This window comes from Kribbella sp. NBC_00382 (assembly GCF_036067295.1).
Classification (GTDB): domain Bacteria; phylum Actinomycetota; class Actinomycetes; order Propionibacteriales; family Kribbellaceae; genus Kribbella.
In genome coordinates this window covers 3,706,641-3,726,592 of the sequence record NZ_CP107954.1, presented here as the reverse complement: position 1 = coordinate 3,726,592, position 19,952 = coordinate 3,706,641, and the positions used below count along the sequence as shown (strand labels likewise).

At 67.8% G+C, this 19,952-nt stretch carries 21 protein-coding genes; 14 read left to right on the top strand and 7 right to left on the bottom strand.

Features of this window, described 5'->3' with window-relative positions; genetic code table 11:
* Positions 1 to 48: 48 nt before the first annotated feature.
* From OHA70_RS18275 to OHA70_RS18260, 4 genes are all read left to right on the top strand, one after another.
* The gene (locus OHA70_RS18275) at positions 49 to 1,062 is read left to right on the top strand and encodes an LCP family protein (RefSeq protein ID WP_328334104.1); all 1,014 of its coding nucleotides are present in this window, start codon (positions 49 to 51) and stop codon (positions 1,060 to 1,062) included.
* 43 nt (positions 1,063 to 1,105) lie between these two features.
* Positions 1,106 to 1,633: a DUF1990 family protein gene (locus tag OHA70_RS18270; protein WP_328334102.1), complete on the top strand. Its 528-nt coding sequence runs from the start codon at positions 1,106 to 1,108 to the stop codon at positions 1,631 to 1,633.
* A gap of 68 nt (positions 1,634 to 1,701) precedes the next feature.
* Entirely contained in the window at positions 1,702 to 2,151 is a 450-nt protein-coding gene (locus OHA70_RS18265; protein ID WP_328334100.1) for a GNAT family N-acetyltransferase, read from the top strand.
* Positions 2,152 to 2,268: 117 nt separating this feature from the next.
* Positions 2,269 to 2,946: a uracil-DNA glycosylase gene (locus tag OHA70_RS18260; RefSeq protein WP_328334098.1), complete on the top strand. Its 678-nt coding sequence runs from the start codon at positions 2,269 to 2,271 to the stop codon at positions 2,944 to 2,946.
* Here OHA70_RS18260 and OHA70_RS18255 read toward each other — a convergent pair.
* Together OHA70_RS18255 and OHA70_RS18250 are read right to left on the bottom strand one after the other, a co-directional pair.
* Positions 2,924 to 4,699: an ABC transporter ATP-binding protein gene (locus OHA70_RS18255; protein ID WP_328334096.1), complete on the bottom strand. Its 1,776-nt coding sequence runs from the start codon at positions 4,697 to 4,699 to the stop codon at positions 2,924 to 2,926. The two genes, OHA70_RS18260 and OHA70_RS18255, sit on opposite strands and share 23 nt — an antisense overlap.
* Complete coding sequence (locus OHA70_RS18250) at positions 4,696 to 6,384, bottom strand: ABC transporter ATP-binding protein (RefSeq protein WP_328334094.1); 1,689 nt, start codon at positions 6,382 to 6,384, stop codon at positions 4,696 to 4,698. The genes OHA70_RS18255 and OHA70_RS18250 overlap by 4 nt, the downstream gene beginning before the upstream one ends.
* Before the next feature lie 210 nt (positions 6,385 to 6,594).
* Here OHA70_RS18250 and OHA70_RS18245 point away from each other — a divergent pair, with 210 nt between their 5' ends.
* The 7 genes from OHA70_RS18245 (at position 6,595) to OHA70_RS18215 (ending at position 14,006) form a co-directional block, all read left to right on the top strand.
* Entirely contained in the window at positions 6,595 to 7,794 is a 1,200-nt protein-coding gene (locus OHA70_RS18245) for an ROK family transcriptional regulator (RefSeq protein ID WP_328334092.1), read from the top strand.
* Positions 7,795 to 7,904: 110 nt separating this feature from the next.
* The gene (locus tag OHA70_RS18240) at positions 7,905 to 9,233 is read left to right on the top strand and encodes an ABC transporter substrate-binding protein (protein ID WP_328334090.1); all 1,329 of its coding nucleotides are present in this window, start codon (positions 7,905 to 7,907) and stop codon (positions 9,231 to 9,233) included.
* Complete coding sequence (locus OHA70_RS18235) at positions 9,230 to 10,180, top strand: carbohydrate ABC transporter permease (protein ID WP_328334088.1); 951 nt, start codon at positions 9,230 to 9,232, stop codon at positions 10,178 to 10,180. Before OHA70_RS18240 ends, OHA70_RS18235 begins: the two co-directional genes overlap by 4 nt.
* A 9-nt stretch (positions 10,181 to 10,189) precedes the next feature.
* The gene (locus OHA70_RS18230) at positions 10,190 to 11,092 is read left to right on the top strand and encodes a carbohydrate ABC transporter permease (RefSeq protein ID WP_328334086.1); all 903 of its coding nucleotides are present in this window, start codon (positions 10,190 to 10,192) and stop codon (positions 11,090 to 11,092) included.
* Positions 11,089 to 12,342 (top strand): 6-phospho-beta-glucosidase, encoded by a 1,254-nt coding sequence (locus OHA70_RS18225; protein ID WP_328334084.1) that lies wholly within the window; start codon positions 11,089 to 11,091, stop codon positions 12,340 to 12,342. The genes OHA70_RS18230 and OHA70_RS18225 overlap by 4 nt, the downstream gene beginning before the upstream one ends.
* A gap of 23 nt (positions 12,343 to 12,365) precedes the next feature.
* Positions 12,366 to 13,370 (top strand): N-acetylglucosamine kinase, encoded by a 1,005-nt coding sequence (locus OHA70_RS18220; RefSeq protein ID WP_328334082.1) that lies wholly within the window; start codon positions 12,366 to 12,368, stop codon positions 13,368 to 13,370.
* Between the two features lie 174 nt (positions 13,371 to 13,544).
* Entirely contained in the window at positions 13,545 to 14,006 is a 462-nt protein-coding gene (locus tag OHA70_RS18215) for a hypothetical protein (protein WP_328334080.1), read from the top strand.
* A gap of 69 nt (positions 14,007 to 14,075) precedes the next feature.
* Here OHA70_RS18215 and OHA70_RS18210 read toward each other — a convergent pair whose 3' ends face one another.
* Positions 14,076 to 14,933: a mechanosensitive ion channel family protein gene (locus tag OHA70_RS18210; protein ID WP_328334078.1), complete on the bottom strand. Its 858-nt coding sequence runs from the start codon at positions 14,931 to 14,933 to the stop codon at positions 14,076 to 14,078.
* 153 nt (positions 14,934 to 15,086) lie between these two features.
* Between OHA70_RS18210 and OHA70_RS18205 the strand changes: the two genes are divergently transcribed.
* The gene (locus tag OHA70_RS18205) at positions 15,087 to 15,542 is read left to right on the top strand and encodes a GNAT family N-acetyltransferase (protein ID WP_328334076.1); all 456 of its coding nucleotides are present in this window, start codon (positions 15,087 to 15,089) and stop codon (positions 15,540 to 15,542) included.
* On the opposite strand, the gene OHA70_RS18200 is transcribed toward OHA70_RS18205, so the two are convergent.
* A complete protein-coding gene (locus OHA70_RS18200) occupies positions 15,535 to 16,833 on the bottom strand; it encodes a neutral zinc metallopeptidase (protein ID WP_328334074.1) in 1,299 nt (432 codons plus the stop codon). The genes OHA70_RS18205 and OHA70_RS18200 overlap by 8 nt on opposite strands.
* A 93-nt stretch (positions 16,834 to 16,926) precedes the next feature.
* Positions 16,927 to 17,259: a hypothetical protein gene (locus tag OHA70_RS18195; RefSeq protein ID WP_328334072.1), complete on the bottom strand. Its 333-nt coding sequence runs from the start codon at positions 17,257 to 17,259 to the stop codon at positions 16,927 to 16,929.
* A gap of 177 nt (positions 17,260 to 17,436) precedes the next feature.
* Here OHA70_RS18195 and OHA70_RS18190 point away from each other — a divergent pair, with 177 nt between their 5' ends.
* The gene (locus OHA70_RS18190; protein WP_328334070.1) at positions 17,437 to 18,204 is read left to right on the top strand and encodes an SDR family NAD(P)-dependent oxidoreductase; all 768 of its coding nucleotides are present in this window, start codon (positions 17,437 to 17,439) and stop codon (positions 18,202 to 18,204) included.
* A gap of 109 nt (positions 18,205 to 18,313) precedes the next feature.
* On the top strand, positions 18,314 to 18,889 hold the full coding sequence (locus OHA70_RS18185) for a dihydrofolate reductase family protein (protein ID WP_328334067.1): 576 nt from the start codon (positions 18,314 to 18,316) through the stop codon (positions 18,887 to 18,889).
* Here OHA70_RS18185 and OHA70_RS18180 read toward each other — a convergent pair.
* Together OHA70_RS18180 and OHA70_RS18175 are read right to left on the bottom strand one after the other, a co-directional pair.
* A complete protein-coding gene (locus tag OHA70_RS18180) occupies positions 18,886 to 19,386 on the bottom strand; it encodes an NUDIX hydrolase (protein WP_328334065.1) in 501 nt (166 codons plus the stop codon). The genes OHA70_RS18185 and OHA70_RS18180 overlap by 4 nt on opposite strands.
* Positions 19,379 to 19,888, bottom strand: a complete 510-nt coding sequence (locus OHA70_RS18175; protein ID WP_328334063.1) for a GNAT family N-acetyltransferase — start codon at positions 19,886 to 19,888, stop codon at positions 19,379 to 19,381. Before OHA70_RS18175 ends, OHA70_RS18180 begins: the two co-directional genes overlap by 8 nt.
* Positions 19,889 to 19,952 lie beyond the last annotated feature (64 nt).

Here is a 19,952-nt window from a genome sequence, read left to right as displayed (position 1 = left end):
TTCTCGCGACTGACGCACGACAGCCCCCGATCCCGATAGCGTCGTGCCATGAGCCAATCCCAGTCCATCGACCCGCGGTACGCGAACAGGCCGCCGGCGCGACCCAAGAAGCGGCGCAACTGGTTCGCCCGGATCATCGGACTGATCGTCCTGCTGTTCGTGCTGAGCCTGATCTGCATCCCGATGCTCGCCTGGGGCAAGATCAACAAGGTCGACGCGATGCCGTCCGGCGAGCGCCCGGCCGACACCCCTGGTACGACGTACCTGCTGGTCGGGTCCGACAGCCGGGCGGGTCTGTCCCGGGCCGAGCGGGCCAAGCTGCACACCGGCAAGGCGTCCGGTCAGCGGACCGACTCGATCATGCTGCTGCACGTGCCGGAGTCCGGCCCGACCGCGCTGATCAGCCTGCCGCGGGACAGCTACGTGCCGATCCCGGGCCACGGCAAGAACAAGATCAACGCCGCGTTCGCGTTCGGCGGCCCGCAGCTGCTGATCAAGACCGTGGAGGGCGTCACCGGGCTGCGCGTCGACCACTACGTCGAGATCGGCTTCGGCGGCTTCGCCTCGATCGTCGACGCGGTCGGCGGGATCAACATGTGCTTGCCTAAGGCAATCAAAGACAAGGACGCGCACATCGACCTGCCGAAGGGCTGCCAGGACCTCAACGGGCCGACCGCGCTCGGCTACGTCCGGGCCCGGCACTTCGACCCGAAGGGCGACCTCGGCCGGGTCGAGCGGCAGCGCGAGATGATCGGCGCGATCGCCGACAAGGCCGTCGGGCCGGGCACCTTCCTGAACCCGTTCAAGTTCTACAAGCTCAGCACGGCAGGCGCCGAGGCGCTCTCGATCGACCAGGACATGGGCCCGCTCACCCTCTTCAAGTTCGCCCGCGGGATGAAGGCGGTGGCGGCCGGCGGTAGCGGCGTCACGCTCACCGTGCCGGTCTCCGACACCAACCTCAGCACCCCGAACGGCTCGGCCGTGAAGTGGGACAACAAGAAGGCGACGGCGCTCTTCCAGGCCCTCAAGGAAGACAAGACCAGCGGTCTGAAGAGCACCTGAGTGATCACCGGACTGCTGGCCTGGCGCCGGCTGAAGGAGTGGGATGAAACTCGACGACCTGCGTGACAAGCGGTTCAGCTACGACGTGGTCGGTTCCACCCAGTACGCCGAAACGCCACCCGGCTACCACCGCCTGGAGTACCGGCACCGGATCGGCACCGGCGACGAGGTGTTCCGTCGCGCGGGTGAAGCCGTGATGACCTGGAGGGCCCACGCCGCGGCCGGCATCCACGTCGTGGCCACGGACACTCCGCTGGTGATCGGTACGAACTCACTAGGCCGTCTAGGGGTCGGCCCGGTCGGCCTACCGATCCCCTGCCGAGTCGTCTGGGTCGTAGACGAGCCAGACCGCACCGGCTTCGCCTACGGCACGCTGCAGGGGCATCCGGAATCAGGCGAGGAGTCCTTGGTCGTCACCCGCGAGCCAGACGGCATCTACTACACGATCCTCGCCTACAGCCGCCCCGGCAGCTGGTACACCCGACTTGGCGGACCCGTCAGCCGAGCCGCCCAACTGCAGGTCGCCAAGCAGTACGCCAAGGCCGTGGAGCGCCTCGCCAACAAGGCCTGAGTGGACTGGTGGAACGGCGCCGGATTGGATCTGTCGCCGCAGTCAACCAGCTCTCTAGGGTCGATGACATGAGCACCGTTCGCGCAGCTACCACCGCCGACATCCCGGAACTGGTCGACGCCTATGCCTGGCTCTTCGCACCACCCGGTACGAAGCCGGCCGACTGGCATCCCGTCGTCGCGGCCGAGCGGCTGGAGCGTGCCATCGCCGGGCCGCGCAGCGGAGTACTGGTGGCGGTGGACGGCGAAACGATCGTCGGCTTCGGTACGACGTACCTCGACCTGGAGTCGGTCCGATTCGGGCAGCGGTGCTGGGTGGAGGACCTGGCCGTGGATCCGGATCAGCGCTCGAGTGGCATCGGGGCGGCTCTCCTGGCGGCTGCTCGCAAGTGGGCCAAGGAGAACGGCGCCACCCACCTAGAACTCGACTCGGGAACGGCTCGCACCGACGCGCATCGCTTCTACAACCGCCACAACCCGACCAGCCACTCGCTGAACTTCGGCTGGCAAACCAGCTGAGGGAACGCAAAGGCCCCGCAAGAGCTCATACCTTTTGCGGGGCCGGGGATATTTTTACCGGGAGTGTTCGGCCAACGGCCTGACCGACACGCGAACACTGGGTGACATCATGTCCGGGTGAGTCCCAAGGCATTGAACGATCTGGTGGCGGCCGACTGGGCCGAGGCGTTGGCTCCGGTCGAGGAGACCGTGTCGCGGATGGGCGAGTTCCTGCGCGGTGAGATCGCAGCCGGGCGGCCCTATCTGCCCGCCGGCGAGAACGTGTTGCGCGCCTTCCGCCAGCCGCTGAACGACGTGAAGGTGCTGGTCGTCGGCCAGGATCCGTACCCGACGCCCGGGCATCCGGTCGGGCTGAGCTTCTCGGTAGCGCCGGACGTGCGCCCGATCCCGCGCAGCCTGCAGAACATCTACCGCGAGCTGATGTCCGACGTCGGCGTACCGGCTCCCAGCAACGGCGACCTGACGCCGTGGGCCGAGCAGGGCGTGCTGATGCTCAACAGAGTGCTCACTGTGCAGCCAGGCAAGTCCGCCTCGCACAAGGGCAAGGGCTGGGAGGCTGTCACCGAGCAGGCCATCCACGCCCTCGTGAAGCGTGGCGGCCCGCTGGTGGCGATCCTGTGGGGCCGTGACGCGCAGACGCTCAAGCCGATGCTCGGCAGTACGCCGTACATCGAGAGCGCCCACCCGAGCCCCATGTCCGCTGACCGCGGCTTCTTCGGCTCCAAGCCGTTCAGCCGCGTCAACGAGCTACTGGTGCAGCAGGGCGGCACCCCTATCGACTGGCGCCTTCCCTAGAAGTCCCTGTACCAGTCCAGCTGTGCCAGAGCTGGCTGTAGCGACCGCCTGCAGCCAGCAGCTCGTCGTGCGTGCCTGACTCCATCACCCGCCCGTGGTCCAGTACGACGATCCGATCGGCCTGCTGCGCCTGCGTAAGCCGGTGAGCCACCACCAGCGTCGTACGCCCCTCAGTAGCCGCCGCACTAGCCCGCTCCAGCTCCCGGGCCCCGGCACTACCCGCCTCAGCCGTCGCCTCATCCAGTACTGCGACCGCCGGGTCCGCCAGCACCAGCCGTGCCAGTGCGACCTGCTGCGCCTGCGCACCCGTCAACTGATGCGCGTTCTCACCCACCTGACACTCCAGCCCATCCGGCAGCGCCCGCACCCAGGCCAGCGCACCGACGCGCTCCAGCGCCGCCTCCACCTCTTCAACAGTCGCCGAGGCCTTGGCAAGCCGAATGTCCTCCAGCAGAGGCCCGGAGAACACGTGGACCTCCTGGCTCAACAGGGCGACCTGCCGCTGCGTACGAGCCTCGCCCAGCGCCTTGATGTCCACCCCACCTAGCCGCACGGTCCCAGCAGTGGGCATCAGCACCCCGGCCGCGATGGCCGCCAAGGTCGTCTTCCCAGCGCCGCTCGCCCCGACCAGCGCAACGCGCTCCCCAGGCTCGAGCCGCAATGACACCCCATCGAGTACCAGCGGCCCACCGTACGAGTGTCCGATGCCCTCCAGCTCCACCGACGCATCGGCAGGAGCAGGCCCGGCAGGCGGCTCAACCGCGGCCTCCAGCGTCAGTACTCCGGCCAGCCGCGCCAACCCGGCCGCGGCCGTCTGGACCTCGTCGAACTGCATCAACAGCGAGCCGATCGGGTTGAACAACCGGTGGAAGTACAACGCTGCCGCCGTCGTCGCGCCGACCGTCACCGCATCCGCGCGGACCAGGAAGAAGCCGGCGACCAGGATCGAGGTGAGGCCCACGAACTCGGCATGGTTGATCCGCGACGAGAAGAAGCTGAACAGCTTGAAGACGTTCAGCGACAGGTCCCGCGCGGTCGCCGACTTGTCCGCGATCCGCTCCAGTTGCGTCTCCTCGAGCTGGTACGCCCGGACCGTCGCGCTGCCCCGCAGCGAGGTGATGATCGCCTCGGACCGCTCACCCATCGCAAGCCGTTCCTTGCGGTAGAAGGGCGCCGAGCGAGGCAGGTACCACCGCAGTGCGAGCAGGTACATCGGCAAGGCGAGCAACCCGGCCAGGCCGAGTCGCCAGTCCAGCGCGAACATCCCGACCGCGGTCAGCAGGACCGTCAGCGAGGCCGACAGCAGTACCGGCCCGACCTCGGTCAACGCGGCCGCCACCGCGGCGACATCATCACCGACCCGCGACAACAAGTCGCCGGTGCGGATCTTGTCGAGCACCGGCGCCGGCAGGTGCAGTACGCGATCCAGCACCTGCTCACGGATCCGCGCGAGCACGGTCTCGCCGACCCGCGCGATCAGCGTCACGCCAAGCGCGGTCAGCAGACCAGAGATCAGCGCCGCCCCACCAATCAGCACAACCACGCGCACTACGGCCGACCCGTGCGCATCATCGACGGAGACGTCGTCAATCAGCACGCCAAGTGCCCAGGGCGCGACCAGGCCCGCCGCACTCCCCACGGTCACCACCACAGCAGCCAGCAGCGACATCCCCCGCAGTCGACGAATCTCCTGCCACAGCACACTCCACGTAGCCCGCGGCCCACTGATCGGCAGCAGCTCGGACGCACTCATCGCAGCACCGCTTCCTGGTACGCCGAGTCCGTCTCGGCCAACTCCGCGTGCAGCCCCTCGGCCACCAGCACCCCGTCCGACAGCACCAGTACTCGGTGCATCTTGCCCAGCAGGGCCGGGCTGCTCGTCAGCACGAGAGTCGCGAGCCCGGGCGCCCCACGGACCTCGGCAAGGCCCTCGGCCAGTAGCTCCTCGGTGGCGGCGTCCACCGCGGTACTGGGGTCGTGCAGCACCAGTACTGGCGGCTCGGCCAGCAAGGCCCGGGCCAGGCCGAGTCGTTGGCGTTGACCGCCCGACAGCGTGCGACCCCGGTCAGCCAATGGATGTTCGAGGCCCAACGGATGCGCCTCGATCACATCAGTGGCGGCAGCAGCTACCACTACGCGGTCCAGCTGAGAGGCGTCTCCAGACCCAGCCAGCAGGTTGGTCCGTAGCGTCCCCTCGAACAGGTCGGTGTCATGCTGCTCGACCAGCACAGACCGGCGCACCAGGTCAATGTCCAGCTCCTCGACCTCAGTACCGCCGACCAGCACCCGGCCTTCATGCGAGGCAGCACGACCGGCCACGACGGTCAGCAGAGCGTCGGCGTCGCGTGGGTCGTAGCAGAGAACGCCTACAAGCTCACCGGGCTGCAGAGCGAGGTCCAGCGAGGACAGGGTCTTGTAGCCAACAGCTTCCAACGACAGCAGCGGCTTAGCGGGGTCTACGGCGGTGGAGGTGCCGGTGGTGATCTCCGGCGGCGAGCCGAGGACAGATGCCAAGCGCCCGGCGGAGGCGCGGGCCATGGCCAGGACCTGCCCGCTGTAGCCGAGTAGCCCCACAGGCTCGGCGGCGAACTGGGCCAGGCCGACCACCGTGATCAACTCACCGATGCTGATCCGTCCGTTCAGTGCGAACCATCCGGCCACACCTGCCACCGCAGCCAGCAGCAGGCCGCTCAGTGCAGTCGTCACACCGTCCTGCAGTCCATTGGTGGACGCGGCGCGAAGTGTCGCCTTCAACGTCGCCTGACTGGATCGTCGGTACCGCTCGGCAGCGTTGTGCTGCGCACCGATACCCCGCAGTGTGCGCAGGCCCCCGACAAGGTCGGTAGCGAGGGCGGTAGTACTCGCCACAGCCTCCTGCTGCGACGAGGTACGACGTGTCAGCAGTGGCGACAGCGCCTGAATCCCCAGCACTAGCAGGGGAACGCCGATCATCACGCCGAGCCCCAGCGGCACGTCGATCAGCAGCAAGGCCACCGATGACACCGCAAGCGCTGTGCTGCCAGCAAAGCCCAGCGAGACGGCACGTAGTACCAGTGCTGCCCGCTCTGCATCGGAAGTGGCGATCAGCAGGAGTTCACCCGACCGCAGACCGGTCTGGTGTCCCCGCGGATCGAGCACCCGGCGGGAGATCTCCAGGCGCAGCTGGTGCGTCTCGTACTCGATGGCGCGGACCACCTGGCGGGCACCGGTCTTCCAAGCGGTCGACAGCACCACGAACAGCGCGAAGATCATCAGCACACACCACAGCAAAGGCGTCAGCCGCCCGGTCGAGACGGCCCGGTCGACGAAGATGCCGATCACCACTGGCACCGCCGCCTCGGTGGCCTGGTGCAACGACAGGACGAGCACCCCGACGGTCAGCCGCGCGCGGTGCCGGCGTACCGCCCGGCGCAGCACGCTCCCTGCTGTGAACTCCACGGAAAGCCCTTCCCCAGCCTCACTGCCCCGACAAGTAAGCCCACCCTAACTTGAGGCGGGCGGAAGCCGAACGCGCTGATCGATTGACACCTACGGTGACTCCCCCGTACGGTCTCGCGGTAATAGGAAACTTTCCTAACAGTTGATCCAGTTGCACGATCCGCAGCGTGGTTCGAAGACGCGAGAGCGAAGGAAGGGCAGGGTTAGCACATGGCCAGCACACCCGGTACTCCCCGCCTGCTCCGCGCGATGAACGACCGCGCCGCCCTCGACCTGCTGCTCGCGCAGGGCCCGCTGTCACGCACCACGCTCGGCAACCTCACCGGGCTGTCCAAGCCGACCGCGTCCCAGCTGCTCGCCCGACTGGAAAGCGCCGGCCTGGTACGGGCCAGCGGCACCAGCGCAGGCCGCCCCGGCCCGAACGCCCAGCTGTACGAGATCAACGGCGGCATCGCCTATGTGGCCGGTCTGGACGTCACCCCGACCCGGATCCGCTCCGCCGTCGCCGACCTGACCGGCAAGGTGGTCGGCCGCTTCGAGCTGCCCACCCCGGGCCGCAGCGCCAAGGGCACGGTCGAGCGGGTGGTCAAGACCATCGACGGCGCTCTCGGCGAGGCGGGGCTGACCCGTGACCGCTTGCACCGCGTCTCGATCGGCACACCCGGTGGTTTCGACCCGACGACCGGCCGACTCCGGTACGCGACCCACCTTCCCGGCTGGCACGCGCCGCACCTGCTCGACGAGTTGGCCGCGGCCATCGCAGTACCGCTAGAGGTCGAGAACGACGTCAACCTCGCCGCGGTCGCCGAGCAGCAGGTCGGCCACGCGAACAGCAGCGACAACTTCATCATGCTCTGGGGCGACGAGGGCATCGGCGCCGCGATAGTGATCGGGGGCCACCTCGTCCGCGGCGCGACCGGCGGTGCCGGTGAGGTCGCCTTCATGCCCCTGCCCGGTACGCCGCTGGTCCGCAACGTCGGCCGCAACAACGCCGGCGGCTTCCAGGAACTCGCCGGTGGCGAACCCGTCCTCGAGTTGGCCCGCGCCAACGGCCTCAAGGCCCGTACTCCGGAAGCCGCGATCACCGCCGCCCTGCAGACACCCGGCGCCGGCGACATCGTCCTCAACGAGTTCGCCCATCGGCTCGCAGTCGGTCTGGCCGCGATCGTCTCCGTCGTCGACCCCGAGCTGATCGTCCTCGCGGGTGGCGTCATCACCGCGGGCGGCGAGCGGCTGCGCGGCCTGATCCAGGACGAACTGGCCGAGCTCGCAGTACCGCGACCGCGGCTGCTGATGACCGCCATCCATACCGACCCGGTGCTCTCCGGCGCCCTTCAATCTGCCCTCAGCTACACCCGCGACGCTGTCTTCGACACTGCCGGCACGACGACCGGAGGCAGTGCCGACTAGCGCCGAGACCCACCGCCACACACATCCCCGGACCGGGAACACACCTGGCCCGGTGGATCCGTACACCCAAAATGCAGGCCGGCTCCACCCAGGATCAGGAGAAACGGAAAATGCGTCGAGTCCACAAAGCAGTGATCGCCGCGGCGGCGATCGCGCTGCTCGGTACCGCGTGCACCGGTACGTCGAGCGCCCCCAAGGCGAGCGACGACGCCACCAAGGACACCACGATCACCTTCTGGCACGGCTGGAGCGCACCCAGCGAGGTGGCCGCGATCGCCGCCAACGTGAAGGCGTTCGAGACCGCCCACCCGAACATCCACGTGAAGGTCGTCGGCAACATCAACGACGACAAGATCAAGCAGGCGCTGCGCGCGGGTGGCCCGAACTCGCCGGACGTGGTCTCCTCGTTCACCACCGACAACGTCGGCACCTTCTGCGCCTCGAACGTGTTCGCGGACCTGAAGCCGTTCCTGGACAAGTCCGGCGTCGACCTGGACAAGACCTTCCCGAAGCCGCTGCAGGACTACACCCAGTTCGAGGGCAAGCGCTGCACGCTGCCGCTGCTCAACGACGCGTACGGCCTGTACTACAACAAGGACGCGTTCAAGGCGGCCGGGATCGCCGGCCCGCCGAAGACGCTGTCCGAGTTCGACGCCGACGCGAAGAAGCTGACCAAGGCGAAGGGCGACTCCTTCTCCCAGCTCGGCTTCATGCCGAACTTCCACGGCTTCGAGTCGACCACCACACACTTCGCCGCGCAGTGGAACCCGACGTACTTCACCGCCGACGGCAAGTCGAACCTGGCCGCCGACCCGGCGTTCGGCAAGATGCTGACCTGGCAGTCGAACCTGGTCAAGGAGCTCGGCGGCTTCGCCAAGCTGGAGAAGTACCGGGCCACCTTCGGTGACGAGTTCGGCGCCAAGAACCCCTTCCACACCGGCCAGGTCGCGATGTCGATCGACGGTGAGTGGCGGCTCGGGATGGCCAAGGAGGCCGGCGCCAAGTTCGACATCGGCGTCGCGCCGTTCCCGGTACCGGACGACCAGGCCGACAGCTACGGCAAGGGCTACCTGTCCGGCACCATCATCGGGATCGCGAACACCAGCGAGAAGCAGAACGCCGCCTGGGAGCTGGTCAAGTTCATGACCACCGACACCGACGCCGTGGTCAGCTTCGCCAACGCGATCCACAACGTGCCGTCCACGCTGGACGCGCTCAAGTCGGACAAGCTGGTCGCGGACGACAACTTCAAGGTCTTCCTGGAGATCGCCCAGCACCCGAAGAGCAGCACCACGCCGGCCAGCCCGAACGGCGGCGCCTACCAGCTCACCCTGCAGGACTTCGGCTACGCCTTCGAGGCCGGCAAGCAGACCGATCTGGCCGCCGGTCTGGCGAAGACCGACGCCCAGATCAACAAGGACATCGCGCAGGCCAAATGATGGCGACCATCTCGGTAGGCCTCAGACACAAGCGGCGGCGCGAGCGGCTGCGCAACCTCGCCTTCCTCTCCCCGTGGCTGATCGGGGTCAGCGTCTTCTTCCTGTACCCGCTGATCTCGACCGTCTACTTCAGCTTCATGAAGTACGACGGCTTCACCCCGCCGGTCTGGACCGGCCTGAAGAACTGGAAGTACGTCTTCACCGACTACCCGTTCTTCTGGCCGGCCCTGCGCAACACACTGTGGCTGGTGATCGTGATGGTCACCCTGCGGGTGATCTTCGGGCTCGGCATCGGCCTGCTGATCACCAAGGTGAAGACCGGCGCCGGCATCTTCCGGACCCTGTTCTACCTGCCGTACCTGGCCCCGCCGGTGGCCGCGACGATGGCGTTCGCGTTCCTGCTCAACCCCGGCACCGGGCCGGTCAACAACATCCTCGGCAAGATCGGGTTGCCGCAGCCGGGCTGGTTCAACGATCCGTCCTGGTCCAAACCAGCCCTTACTTTGCTGGCGATCTGGGGCATCGGGGACCTGATGGTCATCTTCATGGCCTCGCTGCTCGACGTGCCGATGGAGCAGTACGAGGCGGCCTCGCTGGACGGCGCCGGGGCGTGGAAGCGGTTCCGCCACGTCACGCTGCCGAACATCCAGCCGATCGTGCTGTTCGCGGTCATCACCGGCGTGATCCAGACCATGCAGTACTACACCCAGCCACTGATCGCCGGGAAGGTCGCGAGCGGGGTGATCGGTGGCTCAGGGCAACAGTTCGAGCCGGGCTATCCGGAGAAGTCGACGCTGACCCTGCCGCAACTGGTCTACAACCTCGGCTTCCAGCGGTTCGACACCGGTGGAGCCTCGGTGATCGCGCTGGTGCTGTTCGCGCTGGCGATGGTGTTCACGGCGTTCCTGATGCGCCGCGGCAGTGGCTTCCTGGCCACGGACGACTAGGAGGCCTGCATGAGTACCTTGACGACATCCCGGGTTGACTCCCCGGCTGCTACCCCTGGGCTGACGACGGCCGGCCGCGAGGCCCGGCGTACGAGGTTCCTGAACTGGGTCGCCGTGCACACGCTGGCGATCGCGGCGGCGCTGTTCTTCGTGCTGCCGTTCGTGTTCGTCTTCCTGACCGCGCTGATGAGCGACCAGCAGGCGCTGACCCGCGACCTGTGGCCGGACAGCTGGCACTGGGAGAACCTGCGCACGGTCTGGGAGACGCCAGGATTCCTGACCTGGTGGAAGAACACCCTCGTGTACGCCGTACTCGGCACAGTGCTCACCTTGGTGTCGAGCATCCCGGTCGCGTACGCCCTGGCCCGCTTCAAGTTCCGCGGCCGCAACCTGGCGATGATGCTGGTCATCTCGACCATGATGCTGCCGCCGCAGGTCGTGATCGTGCCGATGTACCTGTTCTGGGCCAAGCAACTGCACCTGTCCGGGACGCTGTGGCCGCTGATCATCCCGCTGGCGTTCACCGACGCGTTCTCGATCTTCCTGCTGCGGCAGTTCCTGCTGACCATCCCCAAGGAGTACGTGGATGCGGCGAAGGTCGACGGCTGCGGTGACTTCCGGGCGCTGGTCCGGGTCATCCTGCCGATGGCCAAGCCGGCCATCGCGGCGGTCGCGCTGTTCCAGTTCTTCTACTGCTGGAACGACTACTTCGGCCCGCAGATCTACGCCTCCGAGAACCCGGCCGCCTGGACGCTCAGCTACGGCCTGGAATCCTTCAAGGGCGCCCACCACACCAACTGGAACCTCACGATGGCAGCGACCCTGCTGGTGATGGCGCCGGTGATCATCCTGTTCTTCTTCGCCCAAAAGGCCTTCATCGAAGGCGTCACACTCACAGGGGTCAAAGGTTGAAACTCACAGTCGTCGGTGGCGGATCCACCTACACGCCTGAACTCATCGACGGATTCGCCCGGCTGCGCGACTCGCTGCCCGTCTCCGAGCTGGTCCTCGTCGACCCTGCCGCTGACCGGCTCGAGCTGGTCGGCGGGCTGGCGCAGCGGATCTTCGCGAAACAAGGGCATCCGGGGCGCGTCACCACCACGTCGAACCTGGACGAGGGGATCGAGGGCGCGGACGCGGTACTGCTCCAGCTGCGCGTCGGTGGGCAGGCTGCTCGCAACCAGGACGAGACGTGGCCGCTCGAATGCGGTTGCGTCGGCCAGGAGACGACCGGCGCCGGCGGCCTGGCCAAGGCGCTGCGGACGGTTCCCGTCGTACTGGACATCGCTGAGCGGGTACGGCGTACGAACCCTGACGCGTGGATCATCGACTTCACCAACCCGGTCGGGATCGTCACCCGGGCGCTGCTGTCGGAGGGTCACAAGGCCGTCGGGCTGTGCAACGTGGCGATCGGGTTCCAGCGGCGGTTCGCTCGCATGCTGGGGGTGACGCCGGAGGAGGTCGCGCTCGACCACGTCGGGCTGAACCACCTGACCTGGGAGCGGGGTGTGCGGGTCAACGGCGCCAATGTCCTACCGCAACTGCTCGCGTCGCACTCGGCGGAGTTGGCGGACGACCTCCACCTGCCGGCTGAGTTGCTGCTGCAGCTGGGCGTCGTACCGTCGTACTACCTGCGCTACTTCTACGCACATGACGAGGTCGTCCGCGAGATGCTGGAGAAGCCGTCGCGGGCGTCGGAGGTCGCGGCGATCGAGAAGGAACTGCTCGACCTGTACGCCGATCCTTCGCTGGACGAGAAGCCCGCGCTGCTGGAGCAACGTGGTGGCGCCTACTACTCGGAAGCCGCTGTCGCTTTGGCGTCGTCGCTGTTGAACGACACTGGTGACGTGCAGGTGGTCAACACGTTGAACAACGGGGCTTTGCCGTTCCTCCCCGACGACGCGGTCATCGAGGTGCCCGCGACGGTCGGGGCATCCGGTACTACGCCGTTGCCGATCTCACCGCTTGAGCCGTTGTACGCGGGGCTGGTCGCCAACGTCACGGCGTACGAGAATCTTGCTCTCGAAGCGGCTCTGAAGGGTGGTGCGGACCGGGTGTTCACCGCACTGCTGGCGCACCCGCTGATCGGGCAGATCGACTACGCCAACCAGCTCACCGACAAGTTGCTCGCGCACAACCGCGAGTACCTGCCGTGGGCGTGACCATGACTGACGGGGTTCGCCTGATGAGACCGCTGGTGCCTGGCGGCGTACTGGCCTTCGACGCGGGCAATAGCAAGACCGATGTGGCGCTGGTGTCCGCGGACGGCACAGTCCTCGGTACTGCGCGCGGCGGCGGCTTCGAGCCGCACATAGTCGGCGCTTACGCCGCCGTGGAGGGCCTGGCCCCGCTGGTCGCCGCCGCGGCTGCGGAGGCCGGGCTGGCGGTCGGTGAAGTACCGCTGGTCCAGCAGATCTCCGCGTGCCTGGCGAACGCGGACCTGCCGATCGAGGAGGAGCGCCTGGCCGAGGCCTTCGAGTCCTTCGGCTGGGCGACCTCGGTGCACGTCGCCAACGACACCTTCGCCCTACTGCGCGCGGGCGTGGACGAGCCGCGCGGCGTAGCGGTCGTCTGCGGCGCCGGCATCAACTGCGCCGGGCTCCTGCCTGACGGCCGTACTGCGCGCTTCGCGGCGGTCGGCAAGATCTCCGGCGACTGGGGCGGCGGCCAGCAACTAGCCGACGAAGCCTTCTGGTCCGCCGCACGAGCCGACGACGGCCGAGGCCCAGCCACCGCGCTGACCACTGCCCTCCCCGCCCACTACGGCGTCTCCTCGATGCCAGCCCTCATCGAAGCCCTCCACCTGGGCGACATCCCCGTCTCCCGCCGCCTGGAAGCGACTCCTCTCCTCTTCCAGGTAGCAGCCTCTGGCGACCCGATCGCCCGCTCCATCGTCCAGCACCAGGCCGAAGAGGTCGTCTCCATGGCAGTGGTCGCCATGAGCCGCCTCGACCTCCTGGACGAACCCACCGACGTAGTCCTAGGCGGCGGCGTCCTAACAGCCGGCCACCCCCTACTGATGGAAACCGTAGTCCGCCTACTAGCCGCAGCCGCCCCCAAGGCGATCGCCCGAGTAGTAGACGTCCCACCCGTCGTCGGCGCGGCGTTGCTGGGCCTAGACCACACAGGCGCAGCCCCCGCAGCCCACCTAACCCTCAGATCCGCCTACGCGACATCCCCTGCCGCGTAGGCGACCACAGGCGGTTCGGCCCAGACCCCGTGACTGGACCGAACCGCCCGTCTCTTTCCCCGGGCTTGTGTTGGGTGTAATCATGATTACATGAGTACACAGTCAGAGGGTGAGCGCGTCAGGGGTTGGCTTACGGGTCGGCTTCCGGCGGGGTGGTTCGAGGGTGAGCCTGAGGTGAGCATCGATCGCGATGAGATTCTCGTGGTCGGGAAGATTGCGGCGCCTGAGCAGGGTGACGGGGTCAGTGCGGCCGAGCGGTCGGCGGCGGAGGAAGGCCGGATCAAGCAGTTCCGGGAGGACACCCGGGAGAAGCGGATCGAGATCGCGCGGGAGCTCGAGCACGCGACTCGGCGGAAGGTTGCCTGGGGTGTGCGGGCCGGGGAGACGCGGACCGTCTTCACCTCGCTCTCCGCGCCGGTGATGACACGGCTGCGGCAGCCGGAGCGGCAGGTGCTCGACACGTTGGTCGACGCCGGGGTCGCACGGTCTCGCAGCGATGCGCTGGGTTGGTGCGTGAAGCTTGTCGCTCAGCACAGCGAGAGCTGGTTGGGTGACCTCCGCGAGGCCATGGCCAAGGTGGAGGACGTCCGCCGGGCCGGACCGGACGCGACCGGCTCGGACACGTCCGAGGACTAGCTTCCGGGACTAGAACCAACAGGTGGGTGTGATCCGATCCGATCACACCCACCTGTTCTGGTACTACGGTCAGCTGTGCCGCGGCGGTTCGGTGCTCCAGCCGTTGTCGCTGCCCGGCCAGTTGCCGTTGGACTGCGGAGCGCCGTGGTGAGCGGGCTCCTGCGGGTAGCCCGCCTGGCCGACGGTGCCGTTGCCGTTCGAGCCCAGTCCGTTCGAGCCCGTCCCGTTCGAGCCGGTCATGCCGTTCGAGCCGGCAGTAGCGTCCGGGCGGTTGATCGTGCTGCGGTCGAACACAGTGCGCAGCGCTTCGCCGGCCATCTCGCGGCCCCCGAGGCCGAAAGCGAGACCGAGCGCCAACGCAGCACCACCGAGCACGATGAGCAGCGTGTTGCCGGTCAGCTGGACGGCGATGCCCAGCTGGGTCAGCGCGGCGAACGCGGCGTAGACCAGTACGGCGTACCGGCCGACCTTGGCGAGCGTCTCGTTGCCGGTGGCGCCGCGGATCACCATCGCGAGGAAGTTCGCGAACAGCGCCGCCAGGCAGACGATCACGATCGCGGCGAAGATCCGCGGGATGTAGCCGAGCATGTCGGACATGAAGTTCGAGATCTCCGGTACGCCGAGCGCGGAGGCGAACATCGTGAAGCTGATCAGGAACACGAACCAGAACACGACCTTGCCGAGCATCGTGGAAGCGGTCAGCCCCGTGCCGGACCGCTGCAGGACGCCGGACACGCCGGCTCGTTCCATCCATTGGTCGAAGCCGACCTTGCCGAGCAGGGTCCCGACCAGCTTGCCGAGCACCTTGGCGACGAAGTAGCCGATCACCAGGATGACGATGCCGCCGAGCAGGTTGGGGATGAACCCGAGAAGCTTGCTGAAGGCATCTTCGAAGGGTTGGGTGAAGTCGATGGCCAGTGCTGACATCGGCGTTCCTTCCGGACTGGCCCGTACCGCCGCCACGCACCCGCTCCGCGCGACTCCGGCTACGGGCGGGTTGCAGTGGTGTCTGCCCACCCGTGCCCGCCGCGACGGGGAGTAAACGGTCCTCACCTAAAGTAATGTGATTGCATAAGGCAAATGACCGCTGTCGTGATCCGCCGTGCCACCGCCACCGACGTTCCCGGCATCGTCGCGATGCTCGCCGATGACGAGATCGGCGCCACCCGGGAGAACCCCGCCGACCTGACGCCGTACGCCGCCGCCTTCACCGCGATCGAGGCCGACCCGAACCAGGTCCTGGTCGTTGCCGAGCGCAACGGCGACCTGGTCGGCACGCTCCAGTTGACGATCGTCCCGGGCCTGAGCCGCCAAGGCGCCACCCGAGCCTTGGTCGAAGCCGTTCGCGTCGCCTCCTCAGCCCGCGGCTCCGGCCTCGGCACCACGTTGATGGAGTGGTCGATCGAAGAGGCCCGCGCCCGCGACTGCGCCATCCTCCAACTGACCTCCGACAAGGCCCGCACCGACGCCCACCGCTTCTACCTCAACCTCGGCTTCACCCAAAGCCACGAGGGCTTCAAGTACCAGCTCAGCTGACCTTCGCAGAAGGCGCGGTGAAGGTGTTGCAGGAGGCGGGGTTCATGGTCTTGAAAGCCGGCCCGGCCCACAGCCACTGGCTCTTCTTCGAGCCGTGGTCGCGGACCTTCTTCGGGTTGTACTCGTCGCCGCTGTTCTTCTTGAGGCGTTCCCACAGGTCCAGCCGCTGACCGGTCAGGCCGAGCGTGTTCTTGTTCGCGCCGAGGAAGGCCGCGCCGAGGCAGGTCGCCTGCAGCTCCTCGCGCCGGCTCCACTCCAGGTTCTCCGCCTTGGTCTTGGCGAAGCCCCGGCGCGATGCGACGGCAGCCACCATCTCGGTCAGGCGCTGCACGTGGTGGCCGTACTCGTGCGCCAGCGTGTCCATCATCACCACGACCACTTCGGGGTGCGCCTTGTAGTCCTTGAGATCCTGCTCCCACTTGATGGTGATCGTCTCGTCGACACCGCAGTAGAACGAGTTGGTGCTCTCGCCGGTACAAGGCGTCGCGGAGGTCTTCCCGGCGAGCACGAGCTTGGGCTGCCGGAACGGATAGTTCGCCTTCAGCACCAACGGCTCCCAGGTTTCATGCAGGCAGGGCAGCAACGCCTGGTAGAAACGCAGAACGTTGGCCTTGGTGTCCGGCTTGACCTTCGGGACCGCGCACTTGACGGTGGGCACCTTGCCGACCTGGTAGAGCTCGTTCTTCTGCAAGCGCACCAGATCCGGCACCGGCGGGATCGTCACCGTGACGGTCGGGTTGGGGGCGACCGATTGCGGGCCCTCGGACGGCTTCACGGATGGGTCGGCGAGGGGGTTGGTGACCTCGTTGCCGAAGCTGTCGATCTTGGCGTACGCCGCGATGGTGCCGCCGGCCACGATGACCAGGGCCAGGGCGGAGATCAGCCCGACGAAGCGCTGCGAGAACTGGCGTACCGGCTTCCGGTATGCCGAATGGGTCGCGAACTGCTGCACGCCCGTCCGCGGAGACGTCGTCTTCCACCCGTCGTACCGCACCCGGCCGAACTGCCGAGTCCCCTGCAGCGCCCCGGTCGGCGCACCCGGCCTGGGCGCGGCCGGCGGACCGCTGTAGAAGCCCTGGTACTCCGGGTCGTCCGGCAGCGGGGCCGCCTTCTTCCGGACGGGGTCGTGCGAAATGCTGACCGGCCGGGCCTCACCCAGCCCTTGCGGCCGACGGTTGCCGGTGTCGGCGGGCGTCAGCGGGGTCATCTCGCCCGCAGTACCGGTCGCGTCTGACTCAGCACCGCTGGGCAGAAAATGCCCCGGCTCGGGCACCCGCTCGTCGTCCGCCATCCATCTACCTCAGTCCGTCGGTGATCCGCTGGCCGCTGCACCGAAAGTGTCGCAGGGCGCTCAACCGACGGCCGCAAAGCCCCTGGGCAACCATCAGGACAGCACCATGGTCGCAGCGACGGCGCCACCGGCGATGAGGACCAGGGCACCGCCGACTACGGCAGCGATCAGCGCCTTGGAGCGCTTCCTCGGCTCGAAGGCGATCGGGTCCGGGTGGTACCGGGCCTTGAACGCGGCCGCAGCGCGATCACCGGGCGGCGGCGGGCCGAGTCGCGAACCGGTCAGCAGCGGCCGGGTCGGCGGAGCGAGCGGCTCGGACGGGTCGCCGTACGCCGGTACAGGCGGGCGCCGGTACGTCGAAGTGCTCGCCGGCTGGTCGCCCTGCGGCAGGAAATGTCCGGGCTTGGGCCCCGGCTCCTCGGCCATGGTTCGCTTCTCCCCAGTCCTCGACAGGACCCACAGTTTCGGTCGCGATCCGCCACCACCCCCGGCGCGAATCGCGGCACGATGCTACGTGGCGCACGCTGGGTGGCTGTACTGGATTGCAGTTATTGACATCGCTTCGCGACCTGAGATCACTCTGCGTACTGGTAGGAGTACTGAATGAGCGTGCTGGAGAGTTTTGCGCTGAACGGCAAGCGGGCGCTGGTGACCGGCGGCAATCGCGGGCTCGGGCGGGCCTTCGCGCTGGCGCTGGCCGAGGCGGGTGCCGACGTGGCGATCGCCGCGCGCGACGCCGAGCGGAACGCGGCGGTGGTGGCGGAGCTCGAGGCGATCGGGCGGCGCGGGTTCGCAGTACAGGCCGACATCACCGTACGGGCGGACGTGACGCGCATGGTTGCGGAGGTGACCGAGGCGCTCGGCGGGATCGACATCCTGGTCAACAACGCCGGCATCGCGATCCACCGGCCGGCCCTGGAGGTCCCCGACGACGAGTGGCAGCAGGTGCTCGACCTCAACGTCACGGCGCTGTGGAACACCAGTACTGCCGTAGCGCGCGGCATGATCGCCGCGGGCGGCGGGGTGATCGTCAACGTGGGCAGCATGTCCGCGCAGATCGTCAACCGGCCGCAGCACCAGGCGTCGTACAACGCCTCCAAAGCCGCCGTCCACCACCTGACCCGCAGCCTCGCCGCCGAGTGGGCCCCGCACAACATCCGCGTCAACGCCATCGCCCCCGGCTACGTGAAAACCGACATGGCCCCCGTCGACCGCCCCGAGTTCCAGCAGAACTGGATCCTCGACGCCCCTCTCCAGCGCTACGCCACCCCCACCGAAATCGCCCCGTCAGTCGTCTACCTGGCCTCCCCCGCCTCGTCCTTCATGACCGGCTCAGTACTCCTAATCGACGGCGGCTACTCGGTCTACTAGACCTCGAAAAAAACCTCTGCGCCCGATGTCGGATCGGTGACCGGGTGATCGTAGAAGCTGCGAGAGGCCGCCCGGATGGGGTCGGCCACCTGAGCTCGAGGAGAGCAACATGAGCGCGATCTACACCTTCGACGTCTTCTCCACTCTCGACGGTTACGGGAACCACAACGGTGACTGGGGCGGTTACTGGGGCAAGCAAGGGCCCGAGTTTCTCGAGCACCGCTTCGCGCAGTACTCCGAGCAGCAGCGGCTGGTGTTCGGAGCCACGACCTTCCGCGACAACATGGAGATGGCGGCGGCGTTCCCCGCAGCGTTCGAGGAGTCCGGCTCCTGGATCACCCAGCTGAGGAACCTGCCGGCGACCGTCGTGTCGAACACCCTCGAAGGCCCGGTCGACTGGCCGGACGCGACCATCGCCACCGGCGACGCCGTCGAGATCATCACCCGCCTCAAGCAGGAATCCGACGTACCCCTGCGCTCCCACGGCAGCGTCGCCCTGAACCGCGCCCTACTCGCCGCCGGCCTGGTGGACCGCATCCAGGTCACCGTCATCCCGGTCATCACCGGCAAGACCGGCGCAACCCGCATCTTCGACGGCGTCCCCGACTTCGACCTCACCCTCCTCGAAAGCCGCACCCTGGACGGCAACCTCCAAGAACTCACCTACCACCCCACCCTGCACTAGAGCGCCGAGCTGCTGACCTCGTAGACGCGCTCGAGGAAGGCGACGGCCGGGTCGTCGTAGGTGAAGATCCAGCGTGTGGGGGCGGCGCCTTCGAGATGGGCTGCGACCGGACGGCTGAGCGGTGGATAGGGGACGGCGCTGACCAGCGGGATCGCCTCAACGGGCAGGAACCAGCGAGCTTCCTGCACCGAGGCGTCCGGGTCGTCGATGGCGAAGTCGCCGTCCGGCACCTCAGCCCGGTAGTTGTACGCCGTACTACGGGACGCCCCGCCTCTGCTCTCCACCACCACCTCGGAGACCAGACGCAACTGGTCGACCCGGACGCGCAACCCCGTCTCCTCGAGCAGCTCCCGGACGGCCGCCTCCTCCGGCGATTCACCAGCCTCAACAGCACCACTCGGCAAGGACCATTGCTCGTCCTCCCACTCCTCGTACCGCTCCCGAACAAGCACCACCCGCCCATCCCGAAACGCAAGCACCCCGGCGTAGTCAGTCATCGACCCCGCCCCCGGACGTCCCCGCCGAGCCAGCAGTCCCCACCGCCCCCGGCGGGTCTGCCGGATCGGGGAGGTCCAAGGTGAATTCGGCTTCGTTGAACTCGTTGGTGCCTTCGTCCGTGAATGCGGCAGCGCGGAGGGTGGCGATGCTGGCGGCGTTGTCCGGGTCCACAGAGGCGTGGACCTGACGGGCGCCCACCGCCGTCGCCAACTGCACCACCTGATCGACAGTTGCGTGCCCGAGCCCCCGACCACGGTGCGCTGGGCTCACGTAGTACGTGATCTCGGCTTCGTCGTCGAGGACCTCGAGGTCGATGAAACCGATCGGGCCGGTCTCGTCGAAGGTGATCCAGCCGTGCCGGCTCGGTGCCTGGAGCAACGGCGTCCAGCGGTCGACGGCATGGCCGTAGAACCCGCCGAAGATCGCGCCACCGACCGGATCCGCCGCCAGCCACTGCTCGACCTGCCGCAGCCCGTCCTGATCGATCGCCCACACCTGCATCCAGCCACCTCCTCCGCGTTCCAGCACTCTGCCTGCCGCCACCGACAATTCGCAATCCTGTTGC

Coding starts and splice junctions, on each gene's coding strand:
- OHA70_RS18275 (WP_328334104.1), top strand. CDS start 49: ATGAGCCAATCCCAGTCCATCGACCCGCGGTACGCGAACAGGCCGCCG.
- OHA70_RS18270 (WP_328334102.1), top strand. CDS start 1,106: ATGAAACTCGACGACCTGCGTGACAAGCGGTTCAGCTACGACGTGGTC.
- OHA70_RS18265 (WP_328334100.1), top strand. CDS start 1,702: ATGAGCACCGTTCGCGCAGCTACCACCGCCGACATCCCGGAACTGGTC.
- OHA70_RS18255 (WP_328334096.1), bottom strand. CDS start 4,699: ATGAGTGCGTCCGAGCTGCTGCCGATCAGTGGGCCGCGGGCTACGTGG.
- OHA70_RS18245 (WP_328334092.1), top strand. CDS start 6,595: ATGGCCAGCACACCCGGTACTCCCCGCCTGCTCCGCGCGATGAACGAC.
- OHA70_RS18240 (WP_328334090.1), top strand. CDS start 7,905: ATGCGTCGAGTCCACAAAGCAGTGATCGCCGCGGCGGCGATCGCGCTG.
- OHA70_RS18235 (WP_328334088.1), top strand. CDS start 9,230: ATGATGGCGACCATCTCGGTAGGCCTCAGACACAAGCGGCGGCGCGAG.
- OHA70_RS18230 (WP_328334086.1), top strand. CDS start 10,190: ATGAGTACCTTGACGACATCCCGGGTTGACTCCCCGGCTGCTACCCCT.
- OHA70_RS18220 (WP_328334082.1), top strand. CDS start 12,366: ATGAGACCGCTGGTGCCTGGCGGCGTACTGGCCTTCGACGCGGGCAAT.
- OHA70_RS18210 (WP_328334078.1), bottom strand. CDS start 14,933: ATGTCAGCACTGGCCATCGACTTCACCCAACCCTTCGAAGATGCCTTC.
- OHA70_RS18205 (WP_328334076.1), top strand. CDS start 15,087: ATGACCGCTGTCGTGATCCGCCGTGCCACCGCCACCGACGTTCCCGGC.
- OHA70_RS18200 (WP_328334074.1), bottom strand. CDS start 16,833: ATGGCGGACGACGAGCGGGTGCCCGAGCCGGGGCATTTTCTGCCCAGC.
- OHA70_RS18195 (WP_328334072.1), bottom strand. CDS start 17,259: ATGGCCGAGGAGCCGGGGCCCAAGCCCGGACATTTCCTGCCGCAGGGC.
- OHA70_RS18190 (WP_328334070.1), top strand. CDS start 17,437: ATGAGCGTGCTGGAGAGTTTTGCGCTGAACGGCAAGCGGGCGCTGGTG.
- OHA70_RS18185 (WP_328334067.1), top strand. CDS start 18,314: ATGAGCGCGATCTACACCTTCGACGTCTTCTCCACTCTCGACGGTTAC.
- OHA70_RS18180 (WP_328334065.1), bottom strand. CDS start 19,386: ATGACTGACTACGCCGGGGTGCTTGCGTTTCGGGATGGGCGGGTGGTG.
- OHA70_RS18175 (WP_328334063.1), bottom strand. CDS start 19,888: ATGCAGGTGTGGGCGATCGATCAGGACGGGCTGCGGCAGGTCGAGCAG.